At 70.1% G+C, this 14,180-nt stretch carries 17 protein-coding genes and 1 pseudogene; 12 read left to right on the top strand and 6 right to left on the bottom strand.

From position 1 onward, the window contains the following. Positions 1-99: 99 nt before the first annotated feature. From AB3K78_RS06200 to AB3K78_RS06155, 10 genes are all read left to right on the top strand, one after another. The gene (locus tag AB3K78_RS06200; protein WP_416446887.1) at positions 100-645 is read left to right on the top strand and encodes an ATP-binding protein; all 546 of its coding nucleotides are present in this window, start codon (positions 100-102) and stop codon (positions 643-645) included. 93 nt (positions 646-738) lie between these two features. Further along, positions 739-1,104 carry a hypothetical protein gene (locus AB3K78_RS06195; RefSeq protein WP_416446886.1) on the top strand — a complete coding sequence of 122 codons (366 nt, stop codon included), beginning with the start codon at positions 739-741 and terminating at the stop codon, positions 1,102-1,104. Next, positions 1,101-1,397 carry a hypothetical protein gene (locus tag AB3K78_RS06190; protein ID WP_416446885.1) on the top strand — a complete coding sequence of 99 codons (297 nt, stop codon included), beginning with the start codon at positions 1,101-1,103 and terminating at the stop codon, positions 1,395-1,397. The genes AB3K78_RS06195 and AB3K78_RS06190 overlap by 4 nt, the downstream gene beginning before the upstream one ends. Before the next feature lie 161 nt (positions 1,398-1,558). Further along, on the top strand, positions 1,559-1,924 hold the full coding sequence (locus AB3K78_RS06185) for a hypothetical protein (protein ID WP_416446884.1): 366 nt from the start codon (positions 1,559-1,561) through the stop codon (positions 1,922-1,924). A gap of 133 nt (positions 1,925-2,057) precedes the next feature. Continuing rightward, on the top strand, positions 2,058-2,699 hold the full coding sequence (locus AB3K78_RS06180) for a cytochrome c oxidase assembly protein (RefSeq protein WP_416446883.1): 642 nt from the start codon (positions 2,058-2,060) through the stop codon (positions 2,697-2,699). After that, positions 2,696-3,010: a cytochrome c oxidase assembly protein gene (locus AB3K78_RS06175; RefSeq protein WP_416446882.1), complete on the top strand. Its 315-nt coding sequence runs from the start codon at positions 2,696-2,698 to the stop codon at positions 3,008-3,010. The genes AB3K78_RS06180 and AB3K78_RS06175 overlap by 4 nt, the downstream gene beginning before the upstream one ends. A gap of 66 nt (positions 3,011-3,076) precedes the next feature. Beyond that, the gene (locus AB3K78_RS06170) at positions 3,077-3,586 is read left to right on the top strand and encodes a hypothetical protein (RefSeq protein WP_416446881.1); all 510 of its coding nucleotides are present in this window, start codon (positions 3,077-3,079) and stop codon (positions 3,584-3,586) included. A gap of 139 nt (positions 3,587-3,725) precedes the next feature. Continuing rightward, complete coding sequence (locus tag AB3K78_RS06165; RefSeq protein WP_416446880.1) at positions 3,726-4,388, top strand: TetR/AcrR family transcriptional regulator; 663 nt, start codon at positions 3,726-3,728, stop codon at positions 4,386-4,388. A gap of 233 nt (positions 4,389-4,621) precedes the next feature. Continuing rightward, positions 4,622-6,244: an MDR family MFS transporter gene (locus AB3K78_RS06160; RefSeq protein ID WP_416446879.1), complete on the top strand. Its 1,623-nt coding sequence runs from the start codon at positions 4,622-4,624 to the stop codon at positions 6,242-6,244. 90 nt (positions 6,245-6,334) lie between these two features. Continuing rightward, positions 6,335-7,495 (top strand): FAD-dependent oxidoreductase, encoded by a 1,161-nt coding sequence (locus tag AB3K78_RS06155; protein WP_416446878.1) that lies wholly within the window; start codon positions 6,335-6,337, stop codon positions 7,493-7,495. Here the strand turns inward: AB3K78_RS06155 and AB3K78_RS06150 are convergent. Together AB3K78_RS06150 and AB3K78_RS06145 are read right to left on the bottom strand one after the other, a co-directional pair. After that, positions 7,470-8,210, bottom strand: a complete 741-nt coding sequence (locus tag AB3K78_RS06150) for an alpha/beta fold hydrolase (protein ID WP_416446877.1) — start codon at positions 8,208-8,210, stop codon at positions 7,470-7,472. The genes AB3K78_RS06155 and AB3K78_RS06150 overlap by 26 nt on opposite strands. 2 nt (positions 8,211-8,212) lie before the next feature. Beyond that, positions 8,213-9,079 carry a glutamine amidotransferase gene (locus tag AB3K78_RS06145; protein ID WP_416446876.1) on the bottom strand — a complete coding sequence of 289 codons (867 nt, stop codon included), beginning with the start codon at positions 9,077-9,079 and terminating at the stop codon, positions 8,213-8,215. A 156-nt stretch (positions 9,080-9,235) separates the two neighbouring features. On the opposite strand from AB3K78_RS06145, the gene AB3K78_RS06140 reads away from it, so the two are divergent. Beyond that, positions 9,236-9,691, top strand: coding sequence for a VOC family protein (locus AB3K78_RS06140; RefSeq protein WP_416446875.1), 456 nt, complete (start codon positions 9,236-9,238; stop codon positions 9,689-9,691). Between the two features lie 146 nt (positions 9,692-9,837). Then, positions 9,838-10,356 carry a DUF3145 family protein gene (locus AB3K78_RS06135; RefSeq protein ID WP_416446874.1) on the top strand — a complete coding sequence of 173 codons (519 nt, stop codon included), beginning with the start codon at positions 9,838-9,840 and terminating at the stop codon, positions 10,354-10,356. Positions 10,357-10,525: 169 nt separating this feature from the next. Here the strand turns inward: AB3K78_RS06135 and AB3K78_RS06130 are convergent, their stop codons facing one another. The 4 genes and pseudogenes from AB3K78_RS06130 to AB3K78_RS06115 form a co-directional block, all read right to left on the bottom strand. After that, positions 10,526-11,767 (bottom strand): beta-ketoacyl-[acyl-carrier-protein] synthase family protein, encoded by a 1,242-nt coding sequence (locus tag AB3K78_RS06130; protein ID WP_416446873.1) that lies wholly within the window; start codon positions 11,765-11,767, stop codon positions 10,526-10,528. A gap of 150 nt (positions 11,768-11,917) precedes the next feature. Beyond that, on the bottom strand, positions 11,918-12,166 hold the full coding sequence (locus AB3K78_RS06125; protein ID WP_017794148.1) for an acyl carrier protein: 249 nt from the start codon (positions 12,164-12,166) through the stop codon (positions 11,918-11,920). A 58-nt stretch (positions 12,167-12,224) separates the two neighbouring features. Continuing rightward, positions 12,225-13,228, bottom strand: a pseudogene (locus tag AB3K78_RS06120) (beta-ketoacyl-ACP synthase III). A 17-nt stretch (positions 13,229-13,245) separates the two neighbouring features. Next, a complete protein-coding gene (locus AB3K78_RS06115; protein WP_416446872.1) occupies positions 13,246-14,163 on the bottom strand; it encodes an ACP S-malonyltransferase in 918 nt (305 codons plus the stop codon). Positions 14,164-14,180: the final 17 nt, after the last annotated feature.

Raw genomic sequence — 14,180 nt, 5'->3', positions numbered from 1 at the left:
CTCGATCGACGGCATCGGCTTCGGGATCAGCGTAGCCATCCCGGACTCGGACCCTGGGGGAGCACGGCGTCCGCAACAGGCACAGCTACTGTTGGGATCGTGATCATCTGGCTCAACGGAACGCACGGGGCGGGGAAGACGACGACCAGTCGCCTGCTGCAGCCCCTGGTGCCGCAGTCGCGGATCTTCGACGCCGAGAAGGTCGGCGAGGTGCTCATGGATATCGAGCCGGCTCTGCCCGAGACCGGCAACTTCCAGCACTGGCCGCCCTGGAGACCGCTCGTCGCCGAAACCGCCCGACGGGTGCTCGACTATGTGGGTGGGACCCTCATCATTCCGATGACCGTGCTCACCAAACAGTACTGGCAAGAGATCGCTGCCGACCTCGGTCGGCATGAGATCACCGTCCACCACTTCGTCCTGCACGCGGACGAGACCACGCTGCGGCACCGCATCGATGACGACGCCGACATGGGGCCATCGGCATTCCGTCACAACCATGTCCGCCCCTACATCGAAGCTGCGCGCTCCTGGCTCCACGATCAGGCGGTCGTCATCGACACGACCGCGAAGCCCGCGGACGCCGTCGCACGCGAGATCGCAGAGCGCCTCCCGCGTTCGAATCCGGATGCGGCAGAGGCGTAGCCGGGCGGCGAACACCGACGCGGACTCGAGCTGCGCGGGCACCGCCGAGCGTGGTCGCGATGGCAGCGTACCGGGATACTGCATACTGAAGGCATGGACTGGTCTCTGCAGCGCAACTTCGGGATCGCGGCCGGGATCATTCTCGGCGCGCTGCTCGGACTGATGATCGCGCAGTCGATCGTCCTCGCGACCGAGGGCTTCCACCCGAGGGGCATCACACCGCAGCTGATCATGCTGCCGACGCTCCTCGTCGTGATCCTCGTGAACCTGGGGATCGGCCTGCGCATGGTCGACCGCCTGGTGACCCTGATCGCGCAGCGCTCGCAGCTCCTCGCCACCGGTGCGGCTCCGGGGAGACGGCCCCCGCTCGGATCGGACAGGTGTTCGGCCGGGAGCAGCGCGTCGCCGCGACGATGCGCTTCCCGGCATCCCCGGAGTCCGCTCGCCTCGCGCTCGTGAAGGTGCTGCCGAGCAGCGGCCCGCCGCGCACGGCCTACGTCCTGCTGCCCACCCGCTACGGTATTCAGCGGAACGCGCCCGCGTCGGTCGTGCTCGATCCCGCGAACCCGGATGTGGCCGTGCTCGACGATCGCGTCGACGCGGCGGTGCTGGCCGCGATCGCCGCCGACCCCCGGTGGGCGACGGTGCGCATACCCGGACGCTTCCTCCGGCAGGGCGGCCTCGCGGTCATCATCGCGTTCGCCGCCGGACTGATCGTCAGCCTGCCGCTCTGGATCCTGCTGCTGCGGTGAACGACTCGGCCGCCCGCCGTAGCCGGACTGCAGGCGCCGCCAGGCTGCCGCTCTGCATGGACTGCTAGCGTGGCCCGGGTGAGCAAGCGGTACGAGCGGTCGCCGCGGGGAGCCTCAGCAGGTTCCTCTCCGTCGGCGCGATCCTCCTCGGGCTCATCGGAATGCACTCCCTGCTGCTCGCCGACCCGGCGAGCCACGGCTCCGCGCCCGCAGCGGCGTCGATCTCGGCGAGCGACGTCCTCGGATCGGCTTCGGCGGCACCAGCGCCTGCCGTACCGGACTCCGTACCGGACGTCTCTTTTGCGCGCTCGGGAGCCCTGCTCTCACCGCGGGGAGGCGAGCACGCCGACCTGATCGCGGCGTGCGTCCTGGCCCTGCTGCTGACCGCCGTCCTGCTGCTCGTATCGGGCCGCCGACTCCTCGCAAAGTTCACCGCCGGCGGCGCCCGGCCGCGCGCTCGCCTCCGGTCAGCCTGGCCACCCGCACTCCGCACCCCTCCTGCGGTCCTCGCCGTCAGCCGAACCTGATCCTTCTCGGTTCCCGCCGCTGCTCGCCCGACGCGCGCGGCGCGCTGCGCACCGCGCCCCTCGACGACCTCCGATGCGCCGGAGCAGGTGAGCGCGGACGCGCACCCCGAGACGCATCGACCGAGGAGTAGCCATGTCCGCCCATCCATCCACCAGCCCGACCGACCCCGGGCCGTTCGACCTCGCCGACCTGTTCGCCTTCGACCCGCTCCGAGCATCGCCGCTCGCCTGGATCGCGGTGATCGGCTGCGCGGCCTACCTGATCGGCGCGGTGTCCCTCTGGTATGCAGGGCGGCGCTGGTCACCGGTGCGCACGCTGTCCTTCGTGCTCGGCTGCGCGCTCTGGTTCGGTACCACCGGGCTCGGGGTCAACGCGCAGGCCGAGACGCTCGTGTCCGCGCTGCTGTTCCAGCAGATCACCCTGATGGTCGTCGCGCCGCCCCTGCTGCTCATGGGCAGCCCCGGCAGGCTGCTATTGCGCTCGGTCCCGCACCGCGGGATCGGGCGACCGATCCTGCGCGGGGCGATCGGCGGCGCCCGTTCGCCCTTCGCAAGGGCTCTCCTGCACCCCGCCATCGCCATCGCCCTCGCCGCCCTGGCGTTCCCCGCGCTCTACTTCACCGATGCAGTGAGTACGACCCTGGCGATCCCGGGCGGCCACGGGGTGCTGCTCGCCCTGTTCCTCCTGCTCGGCATCATCGCTGCGGCGCCCTCTGGTCCCTCGACCCGCTGCCGCGCGCACCCTCATACGGTGCGCGACTCGCCGACGTCGTGATCGAGATCCAGATCCACGCGGTGTTCGGACTCGTGATGTTGCTGAGCACCGCGCCGCTGCTCCGCGCCTACGCCGACGATCCGACCGGCTGGGGGATCACGCGCCCGCTCGACCAGGCCATCGCCGGTGGGCTCGCTTGGTCGTACGGCGAACTCCCGCTGCTCATCGTGCTGATCGTGACCCTGTCGAAGTGGCGGAGGAGCGAGATGCGTTCGTCCCGGCATCGGGAGGCGGAGGAGGATGCGGAGCTCGAACGCTACAACGAGCAGCTCGCGGCCCGGAACCGCACCGAGCCTCCCCGCGTTTCCTGACCCGATACAGTGATATCGATTCACCCGTCCGGGTTCAACCCGCCCCCGACTTCCATTGGAGCCTCCGTGTCATTCTCGCCTAAAACTCTCGCCGCCACCGCTGCCGTCGCCGCACTGCTCGCGTTCGGTGCGACCGGATGCGCAGGATCCGCACCCGCCGATACGCCCGCCACCACCTCGAAGAAGAGCGAGGCGAACCCGAGCCCGAGCGAGAGCCCGACGCCGACGAAGACCGAAGCCCCGAAGCCGGTCGATCTGTCGGGGGAGTGGAAGCAGAGCAACTCGCAGAGCGAGGAGATGTACCAGGTCGCGACCATCGCCGGCTCGACGATCGAGATCAACTGGGTCACCGACGGCGGCAGCACGAAGAGCCTGTACTGGGCGGGATCGCTTGAGGTTCCGCAGGACGGCAGTCAGACCTTCGCCTGGGATTCGAAGAACGACACCGGCAGGACCGCCGGCGCCATGCTGGCTTCGAGCGAGCCGAGCAAGAAGATCACCTACGCGGACGGCGTGCTCTCCTACGAGGCGAGCGCGATGGGCAAGACCGTCACGGTCGAGCTCAAGCGAGCCTGAGTCACGCTCCAGGAAGGCCCCGATCCGCACGGGTCGGGGCCTTCTCGCGTCCCCTCCGGCCTCCGTTCCGGCGCCGGCTCGCAGGACCGGAACCGAAGCAAACTTGCACTCTCAGGCGAATGGTGCATAATTGCACTCCGTGAGGAAGAGTGCAGAATCATCGCGCGAGCGGCGCATGCGCCATACGCGCCTGAGCCTCACCGAGAACGCCCGACGCCTCACCGCGAAGCACGGCATGAACGGCTTCACGGTCGAGGAGCTGTGCGAGATCGTCGGCATCTCGCGCCGCACCTTCTTCAACTACTTCCACACGAAGGAGGATGCGATCATCGGGCGTCCCAGCGACGCCATCAGCGACGAGCTCGCCGAGTGGTTCGTCGCTCGCGGCACCGGCGACGCCGAGCTCGGGCCCGCCCTCATGAACGATCTGGTCGAGGTCTCCTGGCGCAGCTTCGACGAGATGCTGCAGATCACGGGCAGCCTCACCGACATGCACGCCCTGCTCGAGAAGGAGCCGGAGTTCATGACGCGCCTGATCCGCGAGAACAAGGCGCAGCACGAGATGGTCCGTGCCCTCATCGCGAAGCGCGAGGGACTCGAACCCGAGGACCCGAGGGTGCAGCTCGCGCTGATGTCGCTCATGCCGATCGTGCTGACGGCCGCCAGTCACTACTTCGCCACCGTCGGATCGGGCGCGGAACCCGTGAGCATGCGCGGGGTGTTGGAGGAGACGCTCGCACAGGTCCGACGGCTCTTCCGGGATCCCGACGCTCCGACCGGCGGCGCGTCCCCGAACCCCTGACCCGGGTCGGCCCGCTTCGCCCCCGACCCGCTCCGCTCGGCGACGACGCCTCGCTCCGCCAGTGCGCTCCGGCGCGCCCGCAGACCTCCCACCCGACCGATGCCACATCCCACAGTAAGGACCCGCATGAGTTCCCCGCTCGCGCAGCCTCAGGCCGTTCGGCCACCGCTGACGCGCCGCTGCTCCTGACCCAGAAGCGCATCTGGATCATCTTCTCGGCGCTCATCGCCGGCATGATGCTGTCCAGCCTCGACCAGACCATCGTCTCGACGGCGATGCCCACGATCGTCGGCAAGCTCGGCGGCGTCGAGCACCAGGCCTGGATCACGACCGCCTACCTGCTCGCCACCACCATCGTGATGCCGATCTACGGCAAGTTCGGCGACGTGCTGGGCCGCCGCAACCTCTTCCTCATCGCGATCGCGCTCTTCACGCTCGCCTCCGTCGGTGCCGCCTTCGCGACCGACTTCTGGATGTTCGTCGTCTTCCGCGCCGTGCAGGGCCTCGGCGGCGGCGGGTTGATGATCCTCTCGCAGGCGATCATCGCCGATATCGTTCCCGCATCCGAGCGCGGCAAGTACATGGGCCCGCTGGGCGCCATCTTCGGCATCTCCGCGGTGGCCGGCCCGCTGCTCGGCGGGTACTTCGTCGACCACCTCACCTGGGAGTGGGCGTTCTACATCAACATCCCGGTCGGCATCGCGGCGTTCGCGATCGCCTGGTTCACGCTCACGCTGCCCAACAAGAAGGCTGAGAAGAAGATCGACATCCTCGGAGTCATGCTGCTCTCGGCGGCGACGGTCTGTCTCATCTTCTTCACCGACTTCGGCGGCAACGCCAAGCTGCACGGCTGGGACGCCCCCGAGACCTGGATGTGGGGCGCCGGCCTGCTGGTCGCCGCGTGCCTGTTCGTGTGGGTCGAGTCGAAGGCCGAGGACCCGGTCATCCCGCTCTCGCTCTTCCGCAACCCGATCTTCATCAACACCACGGCGATCGGACTGACGCTCGGCATCGGCATGTTCTCCGCGATCGCGTTCGTCCCGACCTTCCTCCAGATGTCGTCGGGCACGTCGGCCGCGGCTTCGGGGCTGCTCATGATCCCGATGATGGTGGGCATGATGGGCACCTCGATCGCCTCGGGCATCGTCATCACGAAGACCGGCCGATACAAGATCTACCCGATCGTCGGAACGCTCGTGACCGCCGCCGCGATGGTCGCCATGACCACGCTCTCGGCCGATACGCCCATCTGGCTGATCTGCTTCTACCTGTTCTTCTTCGGCGCAGGGCTCGGCCTGATCATGCAGGTGATCGTGCTGGTCGCGCAGAACTCGGTCCCCGCCGAGGTGATCGGCACCGCGACGAGCACCAACAACTACTTCCGGGAGGTCGGCGCCTCGCTCGGCGTCGCGATCTTCGGCGCGCTGTTCACTTCCCGGCTCAGCGAGCAGTTGGGCAAGGTGTTCGTGGGCGCCGGGGTCGCCGATCCCGGTCAGGCCACGGCGACGCTGGATCCGCAGCGCATGAGCGAGCTGCCCGAGCCGATCCGCGACGGGATCGTGAACGCCTACGCGGATTCGCTCGCGCCGGTGTTCTGGTATGTGCTGCCGTTCATCCTGGCGTCGTTCGTGCTCGCGCTGTTCCTCAAGCAGATCCCGCTGTCGGATCAGTCGGGCATGGTCGCGCGCGGCGAGGCCGTCGGCGGCGCCGAGGCCGAGGCGCTGGAAGCCGAGCTGCGCGAGCTGACCGCGGCGGAGGCCGCGGGCAGCAGCGCCGTGAGCGGGTCCGGTGGGCCCGATGGATCCACCGGATCGAAGCCGCGCTCCGGCGGCGATCCCGCCGACGCGCGGGACTGACCGAGCGAGCTCCGTTCGGCGAGGGGGCGAGGCGACCGAGGGGTCGCTTCGCCCCCTCGCCGTCCGTGCGCTCTCTGGCAGACTGTCGACATGGACTCCGTCTCCCACGTCGTCATCGGCGCCGGCCTCGCCGGTGCATCGACCGCCTGGCACCTCGCCCGTCGGGGGCACGAGGTGCTCCTGCTCGAGCGGGACCGCCCAGCTTCGGCGCGCGGCAGTTCCCACGGTTCGGCGCGGATCTTCCGATACCCCTACGCCAACCCGCTCTACACCTCGCTGGTGCAGCGCGCCGCGCCGCTCTGGGAGGAGCTATCGGCGATCACGGGCGAACCGCTCATCACCCGCACCGGCGGCCTCGATCACGGGGATCTGGTGCCGTCGGCCGGGCTCTCCCGGACCCTGGCGCGGTACGGGATCGAACACGAGCTGCTGGCTCCGGATGCCGCCCAGGCGCGCTGGCCGCAGTTCCGATTCGAGACGGAGGTGCTGTATCAGCCCGATGCCGGGGTCCTCGACGCTGAGGGGACGGTCCGGGCCATGGTCCGGGCCGCCCGCAACCACGGGGCGGAGCTCCGCACCGACTGGACCGTCGACGCAATCGAACGCGCCGACGGCGGGTACCTCGTTCACGGCGCGACGGGGGAGCCGGTGCGCGCCGCGCAGATCGTGGTCGCCGTCGGCGGGTGGCTTCCCGAACTGCTGCCGCTGCTGCCGCTGAGCGATGCGTTCCGCGCCGGCCTGCCGACGCTCGAGGTCACGCAGGAAGAGGTCTTCCACTTCCCCTACGCCGAGCCGTTCGTCGACGCGGACTGGCCCACCGTGATCCGGCAGGATCGATCCTCGCGCAGCTACGCGCTGCCGGGAGGTCGCGATGCCGGGTTCCGCGGGTTCAAGATCGCCGAATACCACGCAGGGACGGCGCTCGCATCGGCCGCCGATCAGGACGGCCGCATCGCCGATGCCGCACGGGCCGCCATGGTCGAGCGGATCGTGTCGGAGTACCCCGGCCTCGATCCCGAGCCCTACGCGGAGACGACCTGCCTCTTCACCATGACCCCGAGCGAGGACTTCGTCATCGACGGGGACGACGGCATCACGATCCTCTCGGCGTGCTCGGGACACGGAGCGAAGTTCGCGCCCCTGCTCGGAGAACTCGTCGCCGATGAGCTCACGGGCGGGCCCCGGGTTCCCGCCGAGTTCCGCGTCGCAGGTCCTGCGTCGTCGCCTACCGAGCTGCTTCCAGCACCCTGAGCGCGGAGGTGGCGACCCGTTCGGGGAACCGGTAGGGGATGTGGTGCCTGGCCCCGGCCACGACCTCGACCCTGGCGCCGGGAATGAGCTCCGGCAGGCGGTCGGCCGACTCCCGCACGATCCGACGCTCGAGCGATCCCGCCAGCGCGACCGCCGGTCCTCGGAAGCGGTCGACGGTGACGGGAGCCCGGAACCGCTGGTTCTCGTCGACGCTGCGACGGATCGAGTCGACGCGCATGGTGCGCAGGTCCGAGAGATATTCCGGCCGCAGCGGCTCGGGGATCCCTGCCTGAGCGGCCTGGCGGCTCGCGAGCGCCGGAACCCGCCCGAGCGCTGCGGCCGCGCCCGCGCCGACGCCGGTCGCCCAGGGAAAGGGTGTGGGGCGGGTCTCGCCGCTGATCCAGACGAGTCCGCGCACGAGATCGGGAGCGAGCGATGCGAGACGCAGCGCGAGCTGCGAACCGAGCGAGAAGCCCACCACCACGGCGGGCCCCCGCTCCCGGATCAGTTCCGAGAGCTCGGCGACCGTCGTGTCGGCGCCCGGATACCTCGCCTGCGCAGAACGCCCGAACCCGGGAAGATCCACCGCGATGGTCTGGACGGCGTCGTGGGCGGCGCGCACTCTGGCGGCCGCATCACGCCAGATCCAGCCGGCGACGCCCGCGCCGTGCAGGAAGAGCACCGGCGTGCCGTGTCCGTGGATCTCCGCGTGCACGATCAGCGATTCGGGACGAGTCGCGGTGCGTCTGCCGCGCCGATGCCGGGCGCGGGGAAATCCACGATCGTCGCTTCGGCGGGATCGACGGGACCGGCGGTGTCGGCGCCGCCCGGGGACCCGACGTCGTCGGGGAGTGCGCGGGCGTACTCCTCGACGAAGCGGCCGAGCACGAGCTGCGAGGCGCGGACGTCGGCGTTCTCGACCCGCTCGACGACCGCGTCGAGCTCGACCGGGTCGAAATAGCCGTGGTCCGCGTAGATGCGGATGCGGGATGCGAAGGTCGCGCCGTCGAGTTCGGGGTGGAACTGAGTTGCGTAGACATTTCGCCCGACGCGGAAGGCCTGCACCGGACACCCGGGGGAGCTGGCCAGAACCGCGATGTGGCCGGGGAGACGGCTGATGCCCTCCTTGTGCCCGACGAACGCGTCGAACTCGTTCGGGAGTTCCCGCATGAGCGGATCCGCGAGCCCTGCCTCGGTCAGCGAGACGCGTACCGCCTCGACCGGCTCGCCGTAGGCGCGATCCACGATCGCGCCCTGGTGCGCGCCGATGGTGCCGACGCCGTAGCAGATGCCGAGGAACGGCACGTCGCGGCGGATCACCTCGTCGAGGAGCGCGGAGAGCTCGCGCTCGACGCGCAGCTCGGTCGCCGACTTGGACTCGACGGGCTCGCTCACCGTGAACGGACTGCCCGCGAGGATGATGCCCGAGTAGTGGTCGAGATCGATCGGCCCGAGGGGTTCGCGCTCCACCCGACGCCACTCCAGATCCTCGGGCAGCAGCCCGGTCAGGTGGCAGTACGAGGCGTGCTCCTGCGCGGCGAGCTCGTCTTCGCCTCGGGTGCTGATCAGCAGGAACGGTTTCATACCTTCAACGGTACTCCGCTCGGGCGGAAACGCGCGCCACGGCGTTATGCGGCGTCACGGGCGAGGGGCCCTCGGGAAGCCGGCGATCCGTCCGCGGACCGGCGCACCGCACGTCGATGCTTGCCGAGGCGCGCCCGCGCAGGATAGAACAGGTCCATGGCACTGCACTGGAAGCTCGTCGTCGATTGCCGGGATCCGCACGCGCTGGCCGATTTCTGGGCCGGAGCGCTCGAGTACGCGGTCGAGGACCCGGGAGCGCTCGTCGCGCACCTCCTCGAGGCGGGGCACCTGCCGGAGGCGGCCGCGGTCGAGCACGGAGGGTCCCGGCGCTTCGCGGCCCTCGCCGCCATCCGGCACCCGGAGGACCCGTTCGATCCCTTCAGCGGCACCGGCCAGGGCCGCAGGATCCTCTTCCAGAGGGTCCCCGAGGAGAAGCAGGGCAAGAATCGCCTGCATCTCGACGTGCACGCGGGGGAGCCGGGACTCGACGTCCTGCTCGCCAGGCTGGAGGCGCTCGGCGCCGTACGCGTCACCGAGGTCGACCAGGGCCCTGCCGGTCACTGGTGGGTCATGCGGGATCCCGAGGGCAACGAGTTCTGCGCCGCCGGTTGAGCCGCCGCCGTCCCGCGCCGAAGCCGCGCAACGGCTGAGAGGTCGTTGCGCGACCCGAAATCGTATGGCAGGATCACCAGTGACGGATCCGATCCGCACCGAATCGACGTTGGGGAAGACGTTTCGAGTCGGAGGAGGAGATCGCGATGTCGTCTGAAACCACGTCGGCAACCGCCACGGGGGTGCTTTTCGTGCACTCCTGCCCGAAGGCGCTCGCTCCGCACGTCGAGTGGGCGCTCGCCCGCGAGATCGGGCGTACGGTCAGACTCGAGTGGACGCCGCAGCCGCTCATGCCCGGATTCGTGCGCGCCACGGCGAACTGGCGCGGGCCTGCGGGAACCGCGTCCGCGGTCGCGTCCTCGCTCTTCGGCTGGCAGCAGCTGCGCTTCGAGATCACCGAGAACGCGAGTCGCGTCGGGGACGGAGGACGGTGGATGCACACGCCATCGCTCGGAATCTTCCACATGCAGACCGATCGCGCCGGTAACGGTGTGCTCACGGAGCACGCGATCCAAGCCGCCATCGTCGGCGCCGCAGGGGATTCCGAACTGCTCGCGCGCGAACTGCGGCTTGCGCTGGGGCAGTCCTGGGATGAAGAACTCGAGCCCTTCCGCAGTGCGGAACCGGGCGATGCGATCGTGGTGCCGTTGCACCGGGTCGGATAGGGCTGGGCGGCGGCCGGGGCGCGGAGCGCGTCGGAACCGCCGCCCGACAAACTGTGCCGACGGAGCCATCGGAACACCGAGGTCGGTCGGCACGCCAACGAGAGAGGCCCGGATCCCAGCGGGATCCGGGCCTCTGCGGCGTACTGGCGCTGCGGCTTCGCCGTCTCGACTAGGCGTCGTACGAGCGGATCGCCACGACGGCGTTGTGCCCGCCGAACCCGAAGGAGTTCGAGATAGCGAGCTGCGGGCCGTCGCCGAGCGGCTGCGGCTGCACCGAAACGTTGACCGGGATCTCGGGGTCCTGGTCGACCAGGTTGATGGTCGGGGGAGCGATGCGGTTCTGGACCGCGAATACCGAGAACAGCGCCTCGAGCGCGCCGGTGCCGCCGAGCAGGTGCCCGGTTGCCGCCTTGGTGCCGGACACCGGAATGGTGTCCGCTCGCTCGCCGAAGACGGCCTGCAGCGCACGGTACTCGTTGATGTCGCCGACCGGCGTGGAGGTCGCGTGCGCATTGATGTGCGTCACGTCGTCGGGCGTGGCGCCGGCCTGCTCGAGCGCCATGCGCATCGCGCGGATCGCGCCCCTGCCCTCGGGGTCGTTGGCGGTGATGTGGTACGAATCGGCGGTCACTCCGCCGCCCGCGATCTCGGCGTAGATCTTGGCGCCGCGAGCGAGCGCGTGCTCCTCGGTCTCGAGCACGAGCGCCGCTGCGCCCTCGCCCATGACGAAGCCGTCGCGATCGACGTTGTAGGGGCGCGACGCGCTGGCCGGATCGTCATTGCGCTTCGAGAGCGCCTGCATCGAGGCGAACGAGGCGATGGTCACCGGGTGGATCGCGGCTTCGGAGCCACCGGCGATCACGACGTCGGCGAGGCCCGCCTGGAGGTGCTCGTACGCGTTCACGATCGACTCGGTGCTCGATGCGCAGGCCGAGGCGACCGTGCGCGCATAGGCGCGGGCCTCGAAGTGCATCGAGACCGCGGCGGACGGCGCGTTCGGCATGAGCATGGGCACGGTGAGGGGCATGACCCGCCGGGGACCCTTCTCGCGCAGCGTGTCCCAGGCGTCGAGCAGCGACCAGACGCCGCCGATACCGGTCGCCCAGTCGACGCCGAGGCGCTCGGAGGGGATCTCGGGGCTGCCGGCGTCGGCGAAGGCCTCCTTCGCCGCGACGAGCGCGAACTGGCTCGACGGGTCGAGCCGCTTGGCGACCGGGCGCTCGAGCACCTCGGCGGGGGAGACGCGGGCCTGGCCCGCGAAGGTGACGGGCAGCTCGTACTTCGCGACCCATTCCTGCTCGAGCGTGCGAATGCCGGACTCGCCGGCGAGGAGCGCTTCCCAGCTCTCGGAGGCCGTGCCGCCGAGGGGTGAGGAGGCGCCGATGCCGGTGACGACGATCTTCTTACTCATGTTGGGTGCTCCGCGAGTCCAATCGGTGGGTGGCCGGGCTGATCCGCCCGGCGGGTGAAATCTGTGGGGAAGGCCTCGCGGGAGGGCACCCGAAGGGGTGCCCGCCCGCGGCGGCTCCGTTGCGGTCCCCGCAGCGCGGAGACCGCCGTCTCAGGCCTGAGCCTTGACGATGAAGTCGACGGCGTCGCCGACGGTCTTCAGGTTCTTGACTTCCTCGTCGGGGATCTTGACGTCGAACTTCTCCTCGGCGTTGACCACGATGGTCATCATCGAGATCGAGTCGATGTCGAGATCGTCGGTGAACGACTTGTCGAGTGCGACGACGTCGGCCGCGATCCCGGTCTCGTCGTTGATGAGCTCGGCGAGACCTGCGAGGACCTCTTCGTTGCTGAATGCCATGTGCGGATTCTCCTTGTATCGGTGGGTATGGACGGTCGGAAAAGCGTGTGGGTCGAGACTAGGGCAGCTCGACGACCTGCGCGCCGTACACGAGGCCGGCGCCGAAGCCGATCTGCAGGGCGAGACCGCCCGACAGCTCCGGACGCTCCTCGAGCAGGGCGTGCATGGCGAGTGGGATCGAGGCCGCGGACGTGTTGCCCTGCATCTCGATGTCGCGGGCGATCGCAACGGACTCGGGCAGCTTCAGCTGCTTCGCGAACTCGTCGACGATGCGCATGTTGGCCTGGTGCGGGATGAAGGCCGCGAGATCGCCGGGCTCGATGCCGGAGGCCTCGAGGGTCTGGCGTGCGACCTTGGCCATCTCCCAGACGGCCCAGCGGAACACGGTCTGGCCGTCCTGGCGCAGGGTCGGCCAGGGCACCTCGGTCGGGTTCGAGCGGTACTCCTCGAACGTGGAGGTGACGCGGATCGTGTCCCACTTCTCGCCGTCGGAACCCCAGTTGGTGGGCCCGATGCCGGGGTGGTCGCTCGCGCCGATGACCACGGCGCCGGCCCCGTCGGCCAGCAGGAACGAGATCGATCGGTCGGTCGGATCGATGATGTCCGAGAGCTTCTCGGCGCCGATCACGAGGACGTTCTTGCAGATGCCGGCGCGCACGAGGGCGTCGCCCTGGCCCACGCCGTAGGTGTAGCCGGCGCACGCGGCCGAGATGTCGAACGCGGCCGCGGGAGTGAGGCCCAGGCGGTGCGCGGCGAGCGACGCCATCGAGGGGTCACCGCGACGTTCGAGATGGTCGAGATGATCACGCCGTCGATGTCGGAGCGGTCGAGGCCCGAGCGCAGGATCGCCTCTTCACCGGCCTGCACGGCCAGGTCGACCGCGCCGATCTCGGCGCTGGCGCGGCGGCGCTGCACGATGCCGGTACGCTGGCGGATCCACTCGTCGGAGGAATCGATCGGGCCGACGATGTCGTCGTTCGGCACGTCGAGGTCGCCGCGGGCGGCGCCGACCGAGAGGATACGGGTGTGAGCGGGTCCGGTGGGCTGGACGAGCTGTGCCATCGGTGGGTCCTTCCGGATCAGGCGGCGTCGGCGATCAGCGCGATCGCGTCGTCGAGGTCGGCGGGGGTCTTCACGGCCACGGTCGGCACGCCCTTGAGCGCGCGCTTCGCGATACCGGTGAGCGCTCCGGCCGGGGTGAGCTCGATGAGGCCGGTGATGCCGGCATCCTGGAACGAGGTCATGCAGGCGTCCCACCGCACCGGGTTCGCGACCTGCGAGACGAGCAGCTCGACGTACCGGGCACCGCTCTCGACTCGGCTGCCGTCGGCGTTGGTCCAGAGGGGGCGGACGGGATCGTTCGGGGTGACCGCCGCGGCCGCCTCGGCCAGCGCGGGCACCGCCTCGGCCATGAACTCGGTATGGAACGCGCCGGCGACCTGCAACGGGATCACGCGGGCGCCGCGGGGAGCGTTCTCTCCCAGGGCCGCGAGGGCCTCGCGGGTGCCCGCGGCGACGATCTGGCCACCGCCGTTGCGGTTCGCAGGGGTGAGGCCCTGGGCCTCGATCGCAGCCAGGACGTCCGCTTCGACGCCGCCGACCACGGCGGCCATGCCGGTCTCGGCTCGGGTGGCCGCAGCGGCCATCGCGCGACCGCGGGTGCCGACGAGCGCGAGCGCATCGCCGGCGTCGAGCACGCCCGCTGCAGCGGCGGCGGCGAACTCGCCGACCGAGTGACCGGCGACGCCGATCCCGTCGAGCGAGGTCCGCGCCTCGAGCGCACGCCAGGCGAGCACGGAGGCGGCGACGATGAGCGGCTGCGCGATCGAGGTGTCGCGGATCGTGTCGGCGTCGCTCTCGGTGCCGTGCGCGATCAGGTCGACTCCGCTGCGCTCGGAGGCGGCAGCGAGGAACTCGCGGGCGCCGGGTGCCTCGAGCCATTCGGAGAGGAAGCCGGGGGTCTGGGAGCCCTGTCCGGGGCAGGCGATGATGATCACGGGTCCTAGTTTCTCAG

The sequence above is a fragment of the Leucobacter sp. HNU genome (assembly GCF_047946755.1).
Lineage (GTDB): Bacteria > Actinomycetota > Actinomycetes > Actinomycetales > Microbacteriaceae > Leucobacter.
The sequence above is the reverse complement of the archived record's forward strand: the minus strand, read 5'-3'. Positions and strand labels throughout refer to the sequence as shown.

Excerpts from the sequence above, each read along its gene's own strand:
- AB3K78_RS06155 (WP_416446878.1), top strand. The coding sequence starts at position 6,335 with ATGGACTCCGTCTCCCACGTCGTCATCGGCGCCGGCCTCGCCGGTGCA.
- AB3K78_RS06160 (WP_416446879.1), top strand. The coding sequence starts at position 4,622 with ATGATGCTGTCCAGCCTCGACCAGACCATCGTCTCGACGGCGATGCCC.
- AB3K78_RS06135 (WP_416446874.1), top strand. The coding sequence starts at position 9,838 with ATGTCGTCTGAAACCACGTCGGCAACCGCCACGGGGGTGCTTTTCGTG.
- AB3K78_RS06195 (WP_416446886.1), top strand. The coding sequence starts at position 739 with ATGGACTGGTCTCTGCAGCGCAACTTCGGGATCGCGGCCGGGATCATT.
- AB3K78_RS06145 (WP_416446876.1), bottom strand. The coding sequence starts at position 9,079 with ATGAAACCGTTCCTGCTGATCAGCACCCGAGGCGAAGACGAGCTCGCC.
- AB3K78_RS06180 (WP_416446883.1), top strand. The coding sequence starts at position 2,058 with ATGTCCGCCCATCCATCCACCAGCCCGACCGACCCCGGGCCGTTCGAC.
- AB3K78_RS06185 (WP_416446884.1), top strand. The coding sequence starts at position 1,559 with ATGCACTCCCTGCTGCTCGCCGACCCGGCGAGCCACGGCTCCGCGCCC.
- AB3K78_RS06125 (WP_017794148.1), bottom strand. The coding sequence starts at position 12,166 with ATGGCATTCAGCAACGAAGAGGTCCTCGCAGGTCTCGCCGAGCTCATC.
- AB3K78_RS06140 (WP_416446875.1), top strand. The coding sequence starts at position 9,236 with ATGGCACTGCACTGGAAGCTCGTCGTCGATTGCCGGGATCCGCACGCG.
- AB3K78_RS06130 (WP_416446873.1), bottom strand. The coding sequence starts at position 11,767 with ATGAGTAAGAAGATCGTCGTCACCGGCATCGGCGCCTCCTCACCCCTC.